The sequence below is a fragment of the Bartonella doshiae NCTC 12862 = ATCC 700133 genome (assembly GCF_000278155.1).
Lineage (GTDB): Bacteria > Pseudomonadota > Alphaproteobacteria > Rhizobiales > Rhizobiaceae > Bartonella > Bartonella doshiae.
Map to the genome: position 1 here is coordinate 189,765 of NZ_JH725094.1, position 18,733 is coordinate 208,497.

Consider the following 18,733-nt stretch of genomic DNA (forward strand, 5'->3'; position numbering starts at 1 on the left):
ACCCCCGTTGGTGCTTGCATTTCGACTGTTTGATAATTGGAGGAAACATAAGCCCCTTTAGCCCATAGCCCTGCCTCTGCGACACGCCGGTGTACGAGACCTTGCAAACGTTTTCCACTCGCCTTAGTCCATTTCTGCAATTCGGTTGGTACAGCTTCATAATCCCCCCGATTAAGCCTTTTAAGCAATGTAGAGTTTTGGAAAGCTGCAATACCTACATTATAACAAAAGGAAACAAGAGCGCCGAACTGCTCGTCGCTTAAATTCACACAAACTGCTTTTTCTACCCCAACTGTTCACCATACATAGTGCGTTTTTAAAAGCTCCCCTTTCAATCCCACCAATATGAGGTTCGTAATGGAAAAGCCTATTGCTATCCAGCACAATACAATCAAACACGAAACCGTTCAAACGGTCAACGCTCGTGAATTGCATGCATTTTTGGAAGTTAATTCCAATTTTAGAGATTGGATTAAAAATCGTATTAAAGAATATAATTTCCAAGAAAATCAAGATTTTATAATTTTCGCTAAAATTTTAGCGAAATCCTTAAGAGGGCGTCCAAGCATGGAATACCACCTTACCTTAGACATGGCAAAAGAACTTTCCATGTTAGAGCGTAATGAAAAAAGTAAAGAAGCCCGTCAATATTTCATTGAATGCGAGCGGCATGTAAAACAAGTTGTTACACCACAAATCGATTACTCAAGTTCACAAGCGATGATTGGCTTTTTGAATTACCTACAAGGACAAATAAATCAAAAAGATACTATCATTGAAGATTTAAAACCAAAGGCAATGGCACTTGAAAGCTTACAGCGTCATAATGGACTCTTCGGTCTTACAGAAGCCGCTAAAATACTCGAGATGCAACCAAAGCAATTCATTCTCTTCTTACAGCAAAAAGGTTGGGTGTATCGACGCACTTTCGGGGCATTGAACATGAGGATGATGCCTTGAAAGAATATGCCTTCATTTATGACACAGAGGTCACAAGGTGCGGATTTATCCAACATCCCACAATGGAAATGGCTGGTGCAAGCCCTGATGGGTTCGTTGGTGAAGACGGTTTAGTTGAAATCAAATGCCCACAATCAGCCAACCATTTACGATTTTTTATGGATGGCAATATCAAGCCTGAATATATTGCGCAGATACAATTCCAAATGGCGTGCACTGGACGTAAATGGTGTCATTTCGTAAGTTATAATCCACAATTTGTAGGGAGATCTACTCGTTTGAGAATGAAAATCAAACGCATACTCCGTGATAAGAAACACATTGAAGAGATCAATAAAGCTGTCGAAACCTTCTTAGCGGAAATAGATCAAGACATGAAGCAGATCTTGGCAAGAGCTGCTTAACTCTATGGGGGTGCTTGTGTTAACGCATACCTCCTAGCACCCCCGCCCTTTTACATAAGGAAACTAAACGTGTGTAACATCAAACATATTATCATACAGCCTGCTAAAGATGAGGAATTTTGTTTTTTTACCATTGGCTATGAACGGAAGTCCCTTGAGAATTATCTTAATTGTCTCATAGAAAATAAGATCAAAACTTTATGTGATGTTCGTAAAAATCCAATAAGTAGAAAACACGGATTTTCGAAAAGACAATTAGAGAAAGCTGTAAGCAACATAGATATTGAATATATGCATATGCCTGAACTTGGAATTGCTTCTGAAAAACGAAGAAATTTGAAAACACAAAAGGATTATGACCGCCTTTTTGAAGATTATCAAAATACAACTCTCAAGAATAATTCTTGTGCAATAAACAAATTATATCAAATGTTTTTAAACAAAAAGCGCGTTGCAATCACCTGTTTTGAAGCCAATGTATGCATGTGTCATAGAGGACAACTCGCATTAGCTCTCACTCAATTTCCTGATTGGAAATATGAAATTAAGCACATCTAAAAAATAAACTTGCAAACTTTTTAAATATGGGGGTGCTTTTCCCCTAGCACCCCCGCCCTTTCCTAACACTTTCAAGTAATGCGTGATTCACGCCACACGTGAATTGCATCTAAATGTAAGGAGAAAAAACATGGCGCCACGCCCTGCTACCATAACCCAACCAGCTATTGCTCGTGCTTTAAGAGAAGCTAAAAAACAAGGATGCGAACTCATAGAAATCAAACCTACAGGGGAATTATTAATTCATATCAATAAAACCACAGCATCAACAACAAGTAATGTTTATAGCATCAACGATTTTCCACCGCTTGAAAACGAGCAAGAAGAATACAGCACCAATAAATCTTGCCCTTCTGTCGATGATATAAAGTTTTAGCCATGCCAAAGCGTCGTCCACCACATCTTGTTCGTGAACGTACACGCCATGGTAAAGTTATATGGTATGTACGTATTGGTCATGGATCACGGTTTCGGATTGAAGGAACCTATGGAACGCAAGAGTTCGTCGATAATTATACGCTTGCCATTAAACAAGCACAAAATGGCATCTCCAAGAAAATAAGACACACCAGACTTACAGAAGGGTCTTTCGATTGGTTATTGCATCAGTATTTACAAAGCATGCAATGGCATAATCAATCAGAATCCACTAAAAAAGTTAAATATCGAATTCTGAATAATATTTCTAAACATATTGGTGATCGTGCATATAAAAGCATAGAAAGACACCATATCCTTGACGCCGTAGACAGAAGGCGGGATACCCCCGCAGCAGCAAAACATTTTTTGACCTCTTTAAACGGTCTCTTTAATTGGGCGGTTGATAATGCCCTTTTAAATAGAAATCCTGCCTTTAATATAAAAGCACCAAAATCTTTGAACAGTGAGGGATTACTGCCATGGCTAGAAGAGGACATAGATAAATATTATCACCGTTGGTCACATGGTACACATGAACGCGTATGGATTGATGTTCTTCTTTATACAGGCTTGCGCCGTGGTGATGCCGTTCGTATCGGCTGGAAAGACGTCAAAGATAATATCATTCATCTCAAAACAGAAAAGAGCCAATTTAAAACAGATGTTTTTCTTCCTATTTTACCAGAACTAGAGGAAACCCTTAAAATTGGTCCCATAGGTAATGAAACATTCATTTGTGGTAAAGGTGGAAATAAGCTTGTCAAAGAAAGCTTTGGCAACCTCTTTCGTGAAGCATGTAATACGGCGGGTATAAAAAAATCAGCACACGGATTGCGAAAATTAGCAGCAACACGTGCGGCCAATGCTGGTGCTACGGTTTCACAAATGAAAGCGCTTTTTGGCTGGACAGAAGATAAAATGGCATCCCTTTATACCAAAACAGCTGATAGAAAACGACTTGCAATAGAAGCAATCAAAAAGCTACAAAAAAGTTAGGGTAATGGGCAGCGGCTAAAAACAAACCAAAGTATAATCAAAGCGATGTTTGAGATGAATCAGAAACAAGAGGAGAAATAGGTGGTTGTACCTGTTGCATTGTTTGCCATAAATTATAGTTTGTTTGCATATCCAACCAAAATTTTGCTTTACTAAAACCAGCTAATTCTAATTTAACTGCAAGCTCGGTACTCATAGAAGCATGCCCGTTAATCACTCTTGATAGAGAAGCTCTTGTCATATGGAGATGGTCGGCTAATTTTTGTATTGTTAGTCCCATTTCTTCTAAGAAAGCTACTTTTAGAACTTCGCCCGGATGTGCAGGATTATGCATCATTTTTTTCGTTCCTTTCATCAATGGTAATCTTGATAATCAACAAGCTCAACATCTGTTCCTATAAAGCGAAAAGTAACACGCCAATTTCCATTCACCCATATAGAATAGTATCCTGTAAGTTCACCTTTAAGAGGATGCATTTTAAAGGCAGGTGCTTTTAACATTTCAGGCGTAGTAGCACTTGTTAAAGCCGTTAAGATAACGCGTAACTTTTTCACGTGATCTGATCGAATAGCTTTTGTAGAACCTGTTGTATAAAATAATTTCAAGCCTTTATGTTTGAAACTCACAATTGCCATTAGCGCCCCTTATCGTATACTATAACTATACGGTTAATGACAATAAGAGTCAAGCATCATACTGGAAAATCTGGTTTCATATTTTGATAAAATATCTCAGAATAAGCTACAAAAAAGTTAGGGATAAACATAAAAATAAGTTAAAAGAATCAATGGAATCAAAATTCCCGAACTTTCATATAACACATTGATTCTACTAAAATATGGTGATCCCGACAGGATTCGAACCTGTGACCCACGGCTTAGAAGGCCGTTGCTCTATCCAGCTGAGCTACGGGACCAATTGATCGATTTTCTCATTCAAGGCGATACCCATTAACTCAATGTGTCCAAGGTTGCGGCCTATCGCTGCGAAAATTATCAGAATAAGAAACAACACGCCGAATCGACTTATATGCTTTTTCTACACGATAAGGGATAGCATTCTTGTGCGCAAAAGCAATCGCCTCTTCCTTCATATTAAATTGAATTCTTATCTGACCATTCACATCAGATGTAGCTGTATATCCCATAAGAGGCTCAAGCATCTTTTTCTGTGACGGCTCATACTGTAAAATCCAAAAATTAGTATTTCCCTTACCTGACTGCATAGCTGTTTTTGCAGGACGATAAATACGTGCAATCATAGCTCTTATCCTTTAGACTACACAACGTTTAAATGATAATATCTCCACAACACAACCCAATTGGGGCATTTTTTACATTCAATTAAATATAGCATAAATATGGTCGGAGCGATAGGATTCGAACCTACGACCCCCTGATCCCAAATCAGGTGCGCTACCAGACTGCGCTACGCTCCGCCATTTACATTTATTCGATGCACATTCCCTAAAATTTTCACAACAGAAGTGCAAGAGCAAAAATACATTTTTTTTAATTTTGTTGTATTTCTTTACAAATAATAACTGTTTTAAAATTTTTATGCTAAATGATATACTAATTGGCATATGTAAATGATGTTAAAAAAACAAAGAATCTGCTCTACATAGACAAAATTTAACCTTTACGCACAAATCTGCAATTATTCAAATTATTTTGAGAGAACTTTAATTTAAAAAGCACCACCGCACTTAAGAACAGCACTCCATTGCATTATAATTTATAGGCCTACTCTAAAGAAATATCTCATTTTCTTCTTACCAAAATTTTCCGATTCCTTCATAAAAAATATAATCGAAATCCATAAGGCAGAACCATCTTTACGCTTGAAAATAACAAGTATTTTTGAATAATTTAAGCTATACCGTAAAGCAGTTTTTACTGGACTTGCATGTTGAGAACTTCAGCAATGACCGCACGTGTTATTTTTCTTTTCCTTTGTAATGCCAAACGATCAACAGAATCAATAACGCGCTTCAGCGAAAATAAAGAACGTTCACAACGGCTTACAAGATAATGAACAGTATCTGGATGCACGATAATTTGTTTATCAGAAAAAAATTTAAAAGCGACAGCCATCAACAATGCATCATCAGGCTGATTAATCGCAACTAACATGACTGAATTAAGACGACTCTTTAAATCATTTAATTTTAAATTCCACATAGAAGGTACTGTACGTGCGGTGATCAACAAAGTAGCCTGACGCACATCAAGATTCGCTTGTTTAACACTATTAATCAAATGAAAAAGCCCTGTTTCACTAATTGTTCCCGCATCAATATCTTCAATTAAAAATGACCGCCCTGAAGAAGCAATAGCAACAGCTTGATCAATTTCATCACGATGAACACATAAAGCACCAGCTTTCTGCGCCCATACGCTAGAAAAATGCGTTTTTCCAGATCCTTCTTTTCCAATCAAAATTGCAATCGGTAAGATCCAATCTGGCCAACAATCAATAAGCTGAAAAGCCATAAGATTACTCTCTGTTACAACCAAATCATCAAACTGGAAAGCCGGATTATAAGAAAAATTCAAGGGCAATTGCGTTTCGCGCTTGTTCATTCTTGCTACTCCGAACTTCCATTACACGAATACATCTGGGAATTAAGATAAGTATGGAGAGCAAAACGAACTAAAACACCAACAGCGGCCGCCGCAGGAACAGCAACAAGCATACCAGTGAAACCAAAAAGTGAAGAAAATGCAAAAAGTGCAAACATCAACCACACTGGATGCAGTCCTACTGACGAACCTACAAGTTTGGGTTGTAGAATATAACCTTCAATAAATTGACCAATAAAAAAGAGTGTTATAACAACAACAATCCATCCCCAGTTATCCGGATAGAACTGGACCCACGCAACACCAACAGATAGCACAAAACCGCTCATTGTACCAATATAAGGAACAAAGCTAATAAGGCCAATAAACATACCAATCAAAAGACCAAAATTAAGTCCCGTTATAGTTAAACCAATACCATAATACGCTCCCAATATTAGACAAACTGTTCCTTGCCCACGAACAAATCCAGCGATAGCCCTATCCATTTCATGAAAAATACTACGAACAGTTTCAAGATGATCCCGTGGAATCAGTGCATCAATTGCAGCAACCATACGAGGCCAATCTAATAACATGTAAAATGCAACTACAGGCGCAACAACGAAGAGGCTGACGATATTAACAATAGATTTCCCTGACTTCAAAAGTGAATTTAAGAGAGACGTAATGAAATCAGAGCTTTGTCCCAAAAGTCCTTTAATGTTACTCTGTAATTCATTTGGATCGCTTCCAAAATAGCGTCTTACCCAACCAAAATCATGCTCAACCAAAAAAGTCTGAATACGGTTAATATAAATAGGTAAACCATTGCTCGTAAACTGCTGTATTTGCCAGCTGATAATAGGAATTAGAATAATTAAAGCAGCAACAAAAATAATAACAATAAACAAGGTAATCAGAATAGTGCCAAAAACACGACTAATACCATATTTTTCAAGCAATTGAACAATGGGATTAAGAAAATAGGCAAGCACAATTCCTGCTACAAAAGGAAGCAAAATAGACCCAAAAACCAACATAAAAAGAATGAAAAAAATTAGCGTACCAAGCCAGAAAAAAATTTGCTTTTTCATATTGTTTGGTAATGGAACTTGCGTATAAGCTGGCACATAAGCCTGATAATTCTTATGAGATCTATTCTCACAAACTTTTTTTTTCATAAGCTGCACAGCAGATTGATCATGACTATCTGATATTTTATTCATAAAATACCTTAAAAAAAAATTCTTTACAAATCCTAAAAAAATTCTTTACAAAAACTTATAAACTTCTTCTACCTTGGTCAAATAAAGCCGTTTATTTTTTAAACACAACATTAATATCTCTTGCAGAGATAACCCGATCATGGCATTGCATAACATTAATAGCTGGTTTTCCATAAAGAAAGACTCCGATGAGCAATCAAGATTTCATAAATGATAAATCAAGTGGTCTTACCTACGCAAAAGCGGGTGTAAACATCGATATGGGTAATGCCATGGTAAAAAAAATTAAACCCTTCATACGCTCAACAAAACGAGCTGGTGCAAATGCAGAAATTGGAGGATTTGGTGGTCTTTTTGACTTAAAAGCAGCAGGATACACAGATCCTGTTCTTGTAGCAGCCAATGATGGAGTAGGAACAAAATTAAAAATTGCCATTGAAACAAATATTCATAACACTGTCGGGATTGATCTTGTAGCTATGTGTGTTAATGATTTACTCGTGCAAGGCGCTGAACCATTGTTTTTCCTTGATTATTTTGCAACCGCAAAACTTGATCCTGTTCAAGGTGCTACGATCGTTTCTGGTATTGCAGAAGGATGTAAGCAAGCAGGTGCTGCTCTTATTGGTGGAGAAACAGCAGAAATGCCTGATATGTATGCGGAAGGAGATTATGACTTAGCAGGCTTTGCTGTAGGAGCTACCGAACGTGGCGCATTACTCCCTTCAAAAGACATTACAGAAGGTGATATTATTTTAGGATTAAATGCATCTGGAATTCATTCTAATGGCTTTTCTTTAGTCAGACGAATTGTTGAACAGAGTAATCTAAAATGGGAAGATCCCGCTCCTTTTGATCCTCAAACCACCCTTGGTACAGCCCTTCTTACGCCGACACGCATCTATGTAAAATCACTCTTACCCATCATGCGAAATTATAACGGCATCAAAGCACTTGCTCACATCACTGGAGGAGGTTTTCCTGAAAATATTCCCCGTGTACTTCCATCTTCTCTTTGCGCTGAAATAAATCTTTCTGCCATTCACACTCCATCAGTCTTTTCATGGATTGCCAAACAAGGTAATATAGAGCAATCAGAAATGCTGCGAACATTCAATTGCGGTATTGGTATGATTATTATTGTAGCACAAAAAGCCGTTGAAACAATTACACAAGCACTTGAAATGCAAGGAGAAACTGTTACTTCCCTCGGAGTCTTAACAAAACACCAAGATAAAGGAATACTCTATAAAGGTGCACTTCATTTATGAAAAAAAAAGTTGTTGTTTTCATCTCTGGTAATGGATCCAATATGGTTGCTCTTGCTCAAGCAAGCAAACAAAAAGAATATCCTGCGGAAATCGTTGCCGTTATTTGTGATAAATCTCATGCTAGCGGTATTGAAAAAGCACGTATCAATAACTTACCTCTTCATGTTGTAGAGCGCAAAAATTATCCATCTAAAGAAGCACATGAAGAATCTATTCTGACAGTCTTAGCCCAATATCAACCAGATTTTATCTGCTTTGCTGGTTATATGCGTCTGGTCTCACCACATTTTATAAGACTTTATAAAGAGCGAATTTTAAACATTCATCCTTCTCTTTTACCTTCATTTAAAGGTTTGAACACACATGAAAGAGTTTTACAGGCAGGTGTTAAAATCACTGGTTGTACAGTTCATCTTGTAACAGAAGAAATGGATGCTGGAAAAATTCTCGCCCAAGCAGCTGTTCCAGTATATCCAAATGATACCGCTAATAGTTTGGCCCAAAGAGTTCTTAAAGCTGAACACAAGCTCTATCCAAAAGCCTTAAAAATCTTCATTGAAGGAAATCATAAAATAATAGATGAACAACAGCAGCTTTTCTCATTTTAAAATGAGAAATCTACAGTGTTATCAAAAAGTTATATGTAATATAATACTTTCCCTAACATTCTAAACGTGTGTATCCGAACAAGTCCATCTTATTTTACTGAGGATTACATAATTATCTATAACTCTCTTTTTAAAAGACTCTGAATTTCCGTTTTAAGAATCTAAAAAACATATAACTTCGCTCTTTTATTGTGTAAGCATTTCTTTAACTGACAGAGCTAACTGTTTGAGTGAAAATGGTTTAGATAGAAAACCAAAAATAGCATCTTGCGGGAGATTTTTAGCAAAAGCATCTTTTGCATATCCAGAAACAAAAATAAATTTTATATCAGGATAGCTTTTACGCACTTCTTTTAATAAAGTTGGCCCATCCATTTCTGGCATCACCACATCGGAAACAATAATATCAACAGCTCCCTTATGTTCCTTAAGAACAGTGAGTGCCTCCACCCCACTTGCAGCTTCTAAAACGGTATAACCTCTCATTTGCAGAGCTCTTACCCCACCCATTCTGACAGCATCTTCATCTTCCACCAATAAAACAGTTGCAAATCCTGTTAAATCTGTATTCTTTTCTTGTTCTTCTCCTTTTATAATCTGCTGAGAAATTTCATTACCAATCTCAGAAACATAACGAGGAAGGAAAATATGAAATGTAGCTCCTTCTCCTTCTCGGCTATCACAGTAAATATAGCCACCTGTTTGTTTTATAATTCCATAAACCATTGATAAACCAAGACCTGTTCCTTTTCCAACTTCTTTTGTTGTAAAGAATGGTTCAAACATTTTTTCTTGTACAGCAGCTGATATACCAGTTCCTGTATCTGAAATAGTTAATTGTACGTACTCACCAATCGCAAAACCAACATTATCAAATTCAGCACTCTGTTGTTTTGTAATATTGTTTGTTGCAATCGTAACAATACCTCCATTTGGCATAGCATCACGCGCATTAATAACTAAATTCATAATAACACGCTGAAAAGAGGCTTGATCAACTTCAACGCTCCACAAATCTCTACCATGAATAATTTTCAACTGAATATTATTGCCTAAAAGAGGTAAAATCAGATTACGAATATCTGATAAAAATTCTGTAAAATCAACTTTTTCAGGACGAAGTGTTTGTTTTCTAGAAAAAGCTAATAATTGTTGCACAAGTGCAGCAGCACGATTAGCATTATTTTTAATATTAATAAGATCAGCATACGCGGGATCAGAACTACGATGCGTATTTAAAAGAAGATCACATGACATCAAAATTGCCGTTAAAACATTATTAAAATCATGAGCAATACCACCGGCTAATTGCCCAACAGCTTGCATTTTCTGACTTTGCATCATTTTATCTTCAAGCGTTTTTTGTTCTGTTATTTCTACGACAGAGATAATGAACAAATCATGTAATGCATCACCATGATATGGTGGTACAGGCATAATATGAAGACGCAAATGACGTTCTTCATTATTTTCTAAAACTGTTTCTATCAAAACTGGATTATTTTTATTTGTTATAGTTTTCTGTAAAGTACGCTCCAGATGCGCGCAATCACGATGAGATATAACATCATAAAGATAAGATGTTTTTCCCATAGATCCCGTTAATGAGGAAAAGGCATGATTCATGTGAAGCAATTGTCCTTTTTGATTTATTACTGCTATTGCGAAAGGACTCTCATTAAAATACTCTGTAAATACACTTGATAATTTTGTGTGATCACTGCCTTCTTCTTTTTGTATCTGCCGTGGAATTATTACAAGACGATAAATGGCTTCATCCTCTAAAAGAGAAGAAGCACACATAAAACAATTCAATATTTTCTTAACACCGGTTTCTGAATTTAAACAAAACGAAAAAGTATAAGGTAAAGAATAGCCTGAACTTTGATATTTTTTGCTTTGCAAACAAATATCATTCCATGTACCATTTACTTCAATGCTATCAAATAATTGATCAAAATTATATTGACCAACAGTAAAATTTGCTAAGTCAATTGAAAACCATTCTGCAAAAACTGCATTTGCATAAAGAACTGTCCCTTGTGAATTAACAGATAAAAAACCTACAGGAGCTTGATCTAAATGATTGATAGCCTCTTGAAGATTTGAAAAAAAGACTTCACGATGTGCTTGCAAATGGGAAATATCAACAATACGCCAAAATAAAAGCTTTTTTCCCCGCTTTGTGATTGGCTGAACAGAAATATTGTACCAAATAGATTTTTTTTGTGTTGAATGACTAAAAAGTGGCTGCTCTACCCTTAGTTCTTCTTGAGCAGCAAGATGACGAGAGGCAGCAACCTTTAAGCGATAGGAAAGCGCACCAGCTCCAGGAAGATTAGCAATCACGACATAACAAGAAGCCCCAGACTCATAGGTAAGAATGTTTCGATAATTTTGATTAGCATAATAAACAAAACCTGAAAGATCAGAAACAATAACTGCATCATCAATATTGTTAAATATGCTAAAATCAAACTCTTCGTGCAAAAACGCTGCATTATATCTTAAAATTCCTATTCCACTCAGAACGAGTGCAGTAACACCCATAACTGCTAAAGCAAAAAAAGATATAAATACAGCGTTTTGAAAATAGCTTTGAGGATAAAATAAACTTAAAATACCCATTATAAAGAGAAAAGCTATTATAAAAATAATACCCCAAACCACTGCTCTGCGATACACAGAAGGAGGCAATGATCTTTCAATATTCTCAAAACCTTTATCCATATCTTTATTTGCCTTGATTATGGCTGCTTCTTATGCCAAAAATTGCCATTATAATCGTTGTTATGAAGTATACACTATGATAATATCTGTCTAATAAAAACTACTCAATGTTAAAAAGATTTTATTTTTACATTATGAGTGAATCTTTTAAGGGTATATTTACAAACTTGTCTAAATAAAAATAATATTTCCATGATGAAATGGGAGAAGTTCTATGCATATCTGGTTATCAAGCCAAATAGGTACATACGCGGCAAATGTAATCATGATCCTTGTGTTTTTTATAATAACAATTGCGATTATTGGTACAATTTTCTTATTTTTACGCCGTTTAAATACAAGGGGGTTCATTGGAAAAAGAAAAAAGCATCAATTGCGATTAAAGCTATGCGATGCAATTGATATTGATCGCACGCGTCGCCTCATTTTAGTACGTTGTGATGAAAGAGAGCATTTAATTCTTATTGGTGGGACAAAAGATATCGTTGTAGAATCTAATATTACCAGCATGCCTATTGTACAAAAGAGTATTCAGAAACAAAAGAGAGGAATGCAACTAACATCAACAATAACAGAAGCCGACTCAAATCCTAAACTTGAAGAAAATATACTTCTTTCTACAAATGAAAAAAAGCACATGCAGGAAGATATCTCTACCTCTTTTATGAATCAACATTTGGAAGATTCCGCAATCACCGCTGAAATTGAAGGACGGCAAGAGCCCTCTTTATTTATCCCTGCCCAAAGAAAGTGAAATACTAAATTCTAATACTGTGTGTTTTAGTTATTTACATTTTAATCATCACGATAGACTTTTTCTCGTCGCTCATGACGTTCCTGTGCTTCCAACGACAAAACTGCAATTGGTCGAGCTTCAAGACGTTTTATACTAATAGGTTCACCAGTTTCCTCACAAAAACCATAAGTCCCATTATCAATGCGCTCCAAAGCTGCATCTATTTTTGAAATGAGTTTTCTCTGTCGATCACGAGCACGTAATTCGATTGTACGGTCAGTTTCACAAGATGCTCTGTCAGTTAAATCGGGTTGACCAACATTATCTTCCTGCAAATTTTCCAGAGTCTCACGCGCTTCTTTTAATATATCATTCTTCCATGAAACTAATTTAGCACGGAAATATGCCTTTTGCCGTTCATTCATAAACGGCTCATCTTCACTAGGACGATATTGAACATCAATCTCTTCGCTCATGCCATAAAAACCTCCATATATGGTATGTGCGGTCTATATATTGTGCAACACCAATCAACACAAGTGTAAAATGCTCTTTTATAACAACATACAAACGTATTTAAAATAATTTTTGAGAACTTCAGCCACTTTACCATAGCAGCATGTACTCCTCTTAATAATAACTCTGATCAGAGTACTTCCATATCTCCATCTTCTCATTATGCCTTACAAACTTATAAAAAAGGAAAACACAAACTTTCGAAATCATACAGCATAATTTTCCTTTTCATTAAGCAAAAACGCAAACCTATTAATAAAAATCATCTCCACAACAACAAATTGTCCTAGTGTGGGAAAAACTTATAAAGGCAGGGTGCGGTAACTACGATTCAAATATATCAAAGCGTCTTTTTCTTGATTACGATTAATTGCAACAACTTCACCAATCAAAACGTAATGTGTTGCATGTTCATGCCAACAAATCAAACGACAGTCAAAGGATGCTAAAGCATCTGAAAGACTAGGTGCTCCAGTTTGTAACGTACTCCATCGAACTATATCAAAACATTCCATCTGCGTGTAATTGCAACGCCGAGAAAAAATATCTGCTAATGAGCGGTGTTTTCCTGCCAAACTGTTAATACAAAAATTCCCATTTTCCATAAATAACTGATTCTTCGGATTATGACGCATGAGGCAAACAAGAACAGTTGGAGGATCATCGGACAAAGAACAACAAGCTGAAACAGTTACCCCGCGCTTTCCCTTAATGCCATTTGTTGTTACAATATGTACAGCTCCTGCAAAATAACTCATAGTGTCTCGATATTCCTGCGGAGAAACGGTAACAATATGTTGAAGTTCAGGCGCTAAATGTGTTGTATGATTTGACATATTTTTCATTTATATAGTTTTACAATTTCAAGAAATATTTTTCATAAAAAAATTTATTACATATATTCTTTTTCTATTACATCATAATACAAATGATGTTTCAACATATGGAACTACATGCTAAACAAGGCCAACCAAGGAGAACTTAATGCCTCGTTCCCATCTCATTTCACCTTCACTCTTGGCTTCTGATTTTTCTAAACTTGGCCAAGAAGTATTGGATGTCGTTGATGCCGGTGCGGACTGGCTCCATCTTGATATTATGGATGGCCATTTTGTGCCTAATATCACCTTTGGCCCCGATGTCGTCAAGGCGCTCCGCCCATTAACCAAAGCAATATTTGACGTTCATTTGATGATCGCACCAGCAGATCCTTATCTTGAAGCATTCGCAAAAGCTGGTTCAGATATTATAACTATTCATGCTGAAGCAAATCCTCATCTGCATCGTTCGCTACAAACAATCAGAACAATGGGCAAAAAAGCGGGAATTTCAATCAATCCAAGCACACCAGAATATGTACTTGATTATCTCCTTGATCAATTAGATCTTATCCTGATCATGACAGTCAATCCTGGTTTTGGTGGACAGAGTTTTATTCCAGAAATGGAAAATAAAATTAAACGAGTGAAAAGCATGATCGCTAACCGGCCGATTGATCTTGAAGTTGATGGTGGTATCACGATTGATACAATTGGAATAGCTGCAAAAGCGGGAGCCAATGTATTTGTTGCAGGCTCTGCAATTTATAAAAATGGAAGCAAAGAGCTTTACAAAACACGTATTAATGCTTTGCGCCAAGCTGCAATCCTCTCACAATAAGGAAAAAATTATGATAGTACGTTATTCCCGCTCTGAAATGGTGAAAATTTGGTCCCCTGAAACAAAATATCGTATTTGGTTTGAAATAGAAGCGCATGCTTGCGATGCACTCGCACAATTGGGGATCATTCCTAAAGAAGCAGCAAAGATCATTTGGGAAAAAGGTAAAGTAGCAAAATTTAATGTCAATCGCATTAATGAAATTGAGGCAATTACCAAGCATGATGTTATAGCATTTCTAACGCACCTGGCTGAATTTATCGGACCAGAAGCGCGTTTTATCCACCAAGGCATGACATCATCAGATGTTCTAGACACGACACTCAATATTCAGTTAATGCGTGCTAGTGATATTTTATTAAAAGATATAGATCAACTTCTTGAAGCATTAAAAAAGCGTGCTTTTGAACATAAAGAGACAATCACAATTGGGCGGAGTCATGGCATTCATGCTGAACCGACAACATTTGGCGTTAAATTTGCTCTTGCATATGCTGAATTTTTCCGTTGTCGCAAACGCCTTCTTGCTGCACGTGAAGAAATTTCCACTTGTGCTATTTCAGGAGCTGTTGGAACTTTTGCAAATATTGATCCACGCGTCGAAGAACATGTAGCAAAAGCACTAAACATGCGTGCTGAACCTGTTTCCACCCAAGTTATACCACGAGATCGTCATGCTATGTTTTTTGCAACGCTTGGTGTTATTGCCTCATCCATTGAAAGGCTTGCCACAGAAATTCGCCATTTACAACGGACAGAAGTCCTTGAAGCAGAAGAGCATTTCTCACCTGGGCAAAAAGGCTCATCCGCAATGCCTCATAAACGGAATCCAGTTTTAACAGAAAATTTAACGGGGCTAGCACGTATGATACGTGCATTTACAATCCCTGCCATGGAAAATGTAGCACTCTGGCATGAACGTGATATCTCTCATTCATCTGTCGAGCGTTATATTGGCCCTGATGCTACCATTACTCTGGATTTCGCTCTTGCCAGACTGACATCTGTTATTGAAAATTTAATTGTCTATCCAGAAAATATGCAAAAAAATCTTAATAAATTCCGAGGACTTGTTCATTCACAACGGGTGCTTTTAGCGCTTACACAAGCTGGTATAAGCCGTGAAGATTCTTATCGGATTGTACAACGAAATGCAATGAAAGTTTGGGAACAAGGAAAAGATTTTTTAGAAGAATTACTCAACGACAAAGATGTGACAAAAGTTTTAAATGAAGCGGAACTTCGTGAAAAATTTGACCTTTCTTACCATACAAAACACATCAACACGATTTTTAAACGTGTCTTTGGAAAGTAACAAAAATTACATGCAAAAAGAGCTATTTTATCTTCTACCTATGATCTAAAGTTTGTCATAATGAAGGAAACAATTCATGAAAGTAAATCAACTCGATATTCTTATTGTTCCCGGCTATAAAGGATCTGATCCTAACCATTGGCAAACACGATGGGAACGAAAATTACCTACTGCCCGCCGCGTCCAGCAAAACCATTGGTCAAAACCCATTTGTGGAGAATGGGTTAATGGCGTTAAAAACGCCATAGCACAAGCCGAAAAACCTGTTGTTATTATTGCGCATTCATTAGGAGTTCCAACTGCTATTCATGCAACTATACAGCATGCAGAAAAAGTTTGTGGTGCTTTTTTTGTTGCTCCTCCAAATGTAGAAGATAAAAAAATATGTCCACAACATTTCCAAACATTTGGTCCATACTACCGAGGGAAATTGCCTTTCTCTTCAGTCGTCATTGCCAGCCGCAATGATGAATTTTGTCAATTTTCAGTGGCAGAAAATCTTGCCAATGACTGGGGAGCACTCCTTGTTGATGCTGGGCAATCTGGCCAAATTAATGTAGAATCTGGACATGGTCCTTGGCCTGAAGGGCTTATGGTCTTATCCCATTTTCTTGCAAAAATTTGACCAAAAAAACAGTCATTTTTATGTTGTCTATGAGATTTAATGTCTTTATTTATACAATCTAGATAATAAAAATTGTATGAATATTGTAGCAATCATTGAGAATTTCTATCAATTAGGATAGTATCATATTTCAATGCTATTAAAACCCCTAAATTGATAGAGAATCGCTATGAATCGTCGCCACCGTATTTATGAAGGCAAGGCCAAAATTCTATATGAAGGACCTGAACCGGGAACCTATATTCAGTTTTTTAAAGATGATGCAACTGCTTTCAATGCAAAAAAGCATGAAGTCATCGATGGAAAAGGGGTTTTAAATAATCGTATTTCAGAGCATATTTTTAGTCATCTTGGTCGTTTGGGCATCCCGACACATTTCATCAAGCGCATAAATATGCGTGAACAACTCATCAAAGCTGTTGAAATTATTCCATTGGAAGTTGTCGTTCGTAATGTTGCTGCTGGCTCTCTTTCTAAACGTTTAGGACTGAAAGAAGGAACTGCTCTTTCGCAATCAATTGTTGAATTTTACTATAAAAACGATTCTCTTGATGATCCAATAGTAACTGAAGAACATATCACTGCTTTTGGATGGGCTGTTCCTCAAGAAATAGAAGACATTATGCAACTCGCAATTCGTATTAATGATTTTCTTTCTGGACTTTTCGCCGGTGTTAATATTCAGTTAATTGATTTTAAAATGGAGTTTGGTCGCTTATGGGAAGATGAAACGATGCGCATCGTTCTTGCTGATGAAATTTCTCCTGATTCTGCTCGTTTATGGGATATGCAAACTCAAGAAAAAATGGATAAAGATCGTTTTCGCCATGATATGGGTGGTCTTATTAATGCCTATCAAGAGGTAGCAAAGCGTCTTGGTATCATAAATGAAAACGAACCTCCGCGACCAAGTGGTCCAGTTTTAGTAAAATGAAAAAACAAGGGGGTACACTACTACCTTCCTTTATATTATAAGTGCTTCTCTTTAAGGAGGAACTTCTAACAACAGGAAATAAGAAATGAAAGCACGTGTTACAGTTACTCTAAAGAGCAGTATTCTTGATCCACAAGGTGAAGCCATTGTTAGTGCTTTAAAAGGTTTGGCTTTTAAAGGTATCCATTCTATCCGCCAAGGAAAAATTTTTGACATTGTACTTGATGATCAACCTACTGAGACTGCAAAACAAGAACTTGAGAAAATGTGTGAAGAGTTACTCGCAAATACTGTTATTGAAAATTATACAATAGAACTTTTTTAAGTGGAATGCTCCATGAAAACTGCTATCATTCAATTACCTGGATTAAATCGCGATCGGGATATGATTGCAGCATTACGCCATATAACAGGTGTTGAACCACTTACAATTTGGCAAACAGAATCAACAATTCCAGATGTAGATATCATTGTTATTCCTGGTGGTTTTTCTTATGGAGACTACTTAAGATGTGGTGCCATTGGCGCACGAACACCAGTTTTGCAAGCTGTTCGTGAGAAGGCGCAAAAAGGTGTTATGGTAATGGGCATATGTAACGGATTTCAAATTTTGTTGGAAGCTGGATTGTTGCCTGGAACTTTAATGCGGAATGCTTCATTAAAATTTGTTTGTCGTGAAATAAAACTTGAAGTCGTAAATGCTAATACAAAGTTTTCTCGATACTATTCCAAAGGACAAATCATTCGTTGTCCTGTTGCCCATCATGACGGAAATTATTTTGTTAACGATGACACATTGAAAAAAATGGAAGACAATGAGCAAATCGTTTTTCGCTATGCAGAAAATACAAATCCGAATGGTTCAACAAAAGATATTGCTGGTATTATCAATAAAAAGGGTAATATCCTTGGTATGATGCCCCATCCTGAAAATCTTATTGAACATGCACATGGTGGTACGGATGGTCTTTTACTTTTCCAAAGTGCTTTAGAATTGGCAAAAGGATGATGACAAAAAGGGGATAATTTACCTGCTACTTTAAAATCAAAAATCTGTATCATCTCCTACACAATAAATTTGCAAACTAGCTATTTTACGAACATAAATGGATATCAATTGCTTTAAATTCATAAAAATTTATTCCAAAACTGCTTCTTGTTTTTAAAACTTTAAACTAAAACTAGAAAAGCTTATAGATTATGAACA

General features: G+C 36.5%; 21 protein-coding genes, 2 tRNA genes and 2 pseudogenes. 14 read left to right on the forward strand and 11 right to left on the reverse strand.

Annotated elements, in window-relative coordinates; genetic code table 11:
* Nucleotides 1–287 (reverse strand): annotated as a pseudogene (locus MCS_RS00905) (lysozyme); the annotation flags it as partial.
* A gap of 70 nt (nt 288–357) precedes the next feature.
* Here MCS_RS00905 and MCS_RS00910 point away from each other — a divergent pair.
* The 5 genes and pseudogenes from MCS_RS00910 (at nt 358) to MCS_RS00930 (ending at nt 3,338) form a co-directional block, all read left to right on the forward strand.
* A complete protein-coding gene (locus MCS_RS00910; RefSeq protein ID WP_004854500.1) occupies nt 358–960 on the forward strand; it encodes an antA/AntB antirepressor family protein in 603 nt (200 codons plus the stop codon).
* Nucleotides 933–1,364, forward strand: a pseudogene (locus tag MCS_RS00915) (lambda exonuclease family protein); the annotation flags it as partial. The gene MCS_RS00910 and the pseudogene MCS_RS00915, both read left to right, overlap by 28 nt.
* 69 nt (nt 1,365–1,433) lie before the next feature.
* On the forward strand, nt 1,434–1,922 hold the full coding sequence (locus MCS_RS00920; RefSeq protein ID WP_004854503.1) for a DUF488 domain-containing protein: 489 nt from the start codon (nt 1,434–1,436) through the stop codon (nt 1,920–1,922).
* Nucleotides 1,923–2,052: 130 nt separating this feature from the next.
* Nucleotides 2,053–2,298, forward strand: a complete 246-nt coding sequence (locus MCS_RS00925; protein ID WP_004854504.1) for a hypothetical protein — start codon at nt 2,053–2,055, stop codon at nt 2,296–2,298.
* A gap of 2 nt (nt 2,299–2,300) precedes the next feature.
* On the forward strand, nt 2,301–3,338 hold the full coding sequence (locus MCS_RS00930) for a tyrosine-type recombinase/integrase (protein WP_004854505.1): 1,038 nt from the start codon (nt 2,301–2,303) through the stop codon (nt 3,336–3,338).
* Nucleotides 3,339–3,375: 37 nt separating this feature from the next.
* On the opposite strand, the gene MCS_RS00935 is transcribed toward MCS_RS00930, so the two are convergent.
* From MCS_RS00935 to MCS_RS00965, 7 genes are all read right to left on the reverse strand, one after another.
* A complete protein-coding gene (locus tag MCS_RS00935; protein ID WP_004854507.1) occupies nt 3,376–3,675 on the reverse strand; it encodes a HigA family addiction module antitoxin in 300 nt (99 codons plus the stop codon).
* 17 nt (nt 3,676–3,692) lie between these two features.
* A complete protein-coding gene (locus tag MCS_RS00940) occupies nt 3,693–3,974 on the reverse strand; it encodes a type II toxin-antitoxin system RelE/ParE family toxin (protein WP_004854509.1) in 282 nt (93 codons plus the stop codon).
* 204 nt (nt 3,975–4,178) lie between these two features.
* Nucleotides 4,179–4,255: transfer RNA gene (locus MCS_RS00945), tRNA-Arg, on the reverse strand.
* A gap of 39 nt (nt 4,256–4,294) precedes the next feature.
* Complete coding sequence (locus MCS_RS00950) at nt 4,295–4,600, reverse strand: ETC complex I subunit (protein WP_004854513.1); 306 nt, start codon at nt 4,598–4,600, stop codon at nt 4,295–4,297.
* 100 nt (nt 4,601–4,700) lie between these two features.
* Nucleotides 4,701–4,777 (reverse strand) — tRNA-Pro (locus MCS_RS00955).
* Nucleotides 4,778–5,234: 457 nt separating this feature from the next.
* Nucleotides 5,235–5,924, reverse strand: a complete 690-nt coding sequence (gene hdaA, locus MCS_RS00960; RefSeq protein ID WP_004854514.1) for a DnaA regulatory inactivator HdaA — start codon at nt 5,922–5,924, stop codon at nt 5,235–5,237.
* A gap of 5 nt (nt 5,925–5,929) precedes the next feature.
* The gene (locus MCS_RS00965; RefSeq protein WP_004854515.1) at nt 5,930–7,132 is read right to left on the reverse strand and encodes an AI-2E family transporter; all 1,203 of its coding nucleotides are present in this window, start codon (nt 7,130–7,132) and stop codon (nt 5,930–5,932) included.
* A 188-nt stretch (nt 7,133–7,320) separates the two neighbouring features.
* Between MCS_RS00965 and purM the strand changes: the two genes are divergently transcribed.
* Entirely contained in the window at nt 7,321–8,403 is a 1,083-nt protein-coding gene (gene purM, locus MCS_RS00970) for a phosphoribosylformylglycinamidine cyclo-ligase (RefSeq protein WP_004854516.1), read from the forward strand.
* Nucleotides 8,400–9,011 carry a phosphoribosylglycinamide formyltransferase gene (purN, locus tag MCS_RS00975; protein WP_004854518.1) on the forward strand — a complete coding sequence of 204 codons (612 nt, stop codon included), beginning with the start codon at nt 8,400–8,402 and terminating at the stop codon, nt 9,009–9,011. The genes purM and purN overlap by 4 nt, the downstream gene beginning before the upstream one ends.
* 186 nt (nt 9,012–9,197) lie before the next feature.
* Here the strand turns inward: purN and MCS_RS00980 are convergent, their stop codons facing one another.
* Complete coding sequence (locus MCS_RS00980) at nt 9,198–11,741, reverse strand: response regulator (RefSeq protein WP_004854520.1); 2,544 nt, start codon at nt 11,739–11,741, stop codon at nt 9,198–9,200.
* Nucleotides 11,742–11,955: 214 nt separating this feature from the next.
* On the opposite strand from MCS_RS00980, the gene MCS_RS00985 reads away from it, so the two are divergent.
* Nucleotides 11,956–12,495, forward strand: a complete 540-nt coding sequence (locus tag MCS_RS00985) for a flagellar biosynthetic protein FliO (protein ID WP_004854521.1) — start codon at nt 11,956–11,958, stop codon at nt 12,493–12,495.
* 41 nt (nt 12,496–12,536) lie between these two features.
* Here MCS_RS00985 and dksA read toward each other — a convergent pair whose 3' ends face one another.
* Both dksA and MCS_RS00995 read right to left on the reverse strand, forming a co-directional pair.
* Nucleotides 12,537–12,953 (reverse strand): RNA polymerase-binding protein DksA, encoded by a 417-nt coding sequence (gene dksA / locus MCS_RS00990; protein ID WP_004854524.1) that lies wholly within the window; start codon nt 12,951–12,953, stop codon nt 12,537–12,539.
* A 342-nt stretch (nt 12,954–13,295) separates the two neighbouring features.
* Complete coding sequence (locus tag MCS_RS00995) at nt 13,296–13,829, reverse strand: flavin reductase family protein (protein ID WP_024864248.1); 534 nt, start codon at nt 13,827–13,829, stop codon at nt 13,296–13,298.
* A 148-nt stretch (nt 13,830–13,977) separates the two neighbouring features.
* On the opposite strand from MCS_RS00995, the gene rpe reads away from it, so the two are divergent.
* From rpe to purQ, 6 genes are all read left to right on the forward strand, one after another.
* The gene (rpe, locus tag MCS_RS01000; protein WP_004854527.1) at nt 13,978–14,652 is read left to right on the forward strand and encodes a ribulose-phosphate 3-epimerase; all 675 of its coding nucleotides are present in this window, start codon (nt 13,978–13,980) and stop codon (nt 14,650–14,652) included.
* 10 nt (nt 14,653–14,662) lie between these two features.
* Nucleotides 14,663–15,967, forward strand: a complete 1,305-nt coding sequence (gene purB, locus MCS_RS01005; RefSeq protein ID WP_004854529.1) for an adenylosuccinate lyase — start codon at nt 14,663–14,665, stop codon at nt 15,965–15,967.
* A gap of 76 nt (nt 15,968–16,043) precedes the next feature.
* Nucleotides 16,044–16,592, forward strand: a complete 549-nt coding sequence (locus tag MCS_RS01010) for an RBBP9/YdeN family alpha/beta hydrolase (RefSeq protein ID WP_004854530.1) — start codon at nt 16,044–16,046, stop codon at nt 16,590–16,592.
* Nucleotides 16,593–16,761: 169 nt separating this feature from the next.
* Entirely contained in the window at nt 16,762–17,526 is a 765-nt protein-coding gene (gene purC / locus MCS_RS01015) for a phosphoribosylaminoimidazolesuccinocarboxamide synthase (protein ID WP_004854532.1), read from the forward strand.
* An 85-nt stretch (nt 17,527–17,611) separates the two neighbouring features.
* Nucleotides 17,612–17,851 carry a phosphoribosylformylglycinamidine synthase subunit PurS gene (gene purS, locus MCS_RS01020; RefSeq protein ID WP_004854534.1) on the forward strand — a complete coding sequence of 80 codons (240 nt, stop codon included), beginning with the start codon at nt 17,612–17,614 and terminating at the stop codon, nt 17,849–17,851.
* Between the two features lie 12 nt (nt 17,852–17,863).
* A complete protein-coding gene (purQ, locus tag MCS_RS01025) occupies nt 17,864–18,535 on the forward strand; it encodes a phosphoribosylformylglycinamidine synthase subunit PurQ (protein WP_004854544.1) in 672 nt (223 codons plus the stop codon).
* Nucleotides 18,536–18,733: the final 198 nt, after the last annotated feature.

Coding starts and splice junctions, on each gene's coding strand:
- MCS_RS00995 (WP_024864248.1), bottom strand. CDS start 13,829: ATGTCAAATCATACAACACATTTAGCGCCTGAACTTCAACATATTGTT.
- MCS_RS00985 (WP_004854521.1), top strand. CDS start 11,956: ATGCATATCTGGTTATCAAGCCAAATAGGTACATACGCGGCAAATGTA.
- MCS_RS00935 (WP_004854507.1), bottom strand. CDS start 3,675: ATGATGCATAATCCTGCACATCCGGGCGAAGTTCTAAAAGTAGCTTTC.
- MCS_RS01010 (WP_004854530.1), top strand. CDS start 16,044: ATGAAAGTAAATCAACTCGATATTCTTATTGTTCCCGGCTATAAAGGA.
- MCS_RS00950 (WP_004854513.1), bottom strand. CDS start 4,600: ATGATTGCACGTATTTATCGTCCTGCAAAAACAGCTATGCAGTCAGGT.
- dksA (WP_004854524.1), bottom strand. CDS start 12,953: ATGAGCGAAGAGATTGATGTTCAATATCGTCCTAGTGAAGATGAGCCG.
- MCS_RS00940 (WP_004854509.1), bottom strand. CDS start 3,974: ATGGCAATTGTGAGTTTCAAACATAAAGGCTTGAAATTATTTTATACA.
- MCS_RS00965 (WP_004854515.1), bottom strand. CDS start 7,132: ATGAATAAAATATCAGATAGTCATGATCAATCTGCTGTGCAGCTTATG.
- purQ (WP_004854544.1), top strand. CDS start 17,864: ATGAAAACTGCTATCATTCAATTACCTGGATTAAATCGCGATCGGGAT.
- MCS_RS00925 (WP_004854504.1), top strand. CDS start 2,053: ATGGCGCCACGCCCTGCTACCATAACCCAACCAGCTATTGCTCGTGCT.
- purB (WP_004854529.1), top strand. CDS start 14,663: ATGATAGTACGTTATTCCCGCTCTGAAATGGTGAAAATTTGGTCCCCT.
- MCS_RS00930 (WP_004854505.1), top strand. CDS start 2,301: ATGCCAAAGCGTCGTCCACCACATCTTGTTCGTGAACGTACACGCCAT.
- purM (WP_004854516.1), top strand. CDS start 7,321: ATGAGCAATCAAGATTTCATAAATGATAAATCAAGTGGTCTTACCTAC.
- purC (WP_004854532.1), top strand. CDS start 16,762: ATGAATCGTCGCCACCGTATTTATGAAGGCAAGGCCAAAATTCTATAT.
- hdaA (WP_004854514.1), bottom strand. CDS start 5,924: ATGAACAAGCGCGAAACGCAATTGCCCTTGAATTTTTCTTATAATCCG.
- purS (WP_004854534.1), top strand. CDS start 17,612: ATGAAAGCACGTGTTACAGTTACTCTAAAGAGCAGTATTCTTGATCCA.
- purN (WP_004854518.1), top strand. CDS start 8,400: ATGAAAAAAAAAGTTGTTGTTTTCATCTCTGGTAATGGATCCAATATG.
- MCS_RS00910 (WP_004854500.1), top strand. CDS start 358: ATGGAAAAGCCTATTGCTATCCAGCACAATACAATCAAACACGAAACC.
- rpe (WP_004854527.1), top strand. CDS start 13,978: ATGCCTCGTTCCCATCTCATTTCACCTTCACTCTTGGCTTCTGATTTT.
- MCS_RS00980 (WP_004854520.1), bottom strand. CDS start 11,741: ATGGATAAAGGTTTTGAGAATATTGAAAGATCATTGCCTCCTTCTGTG.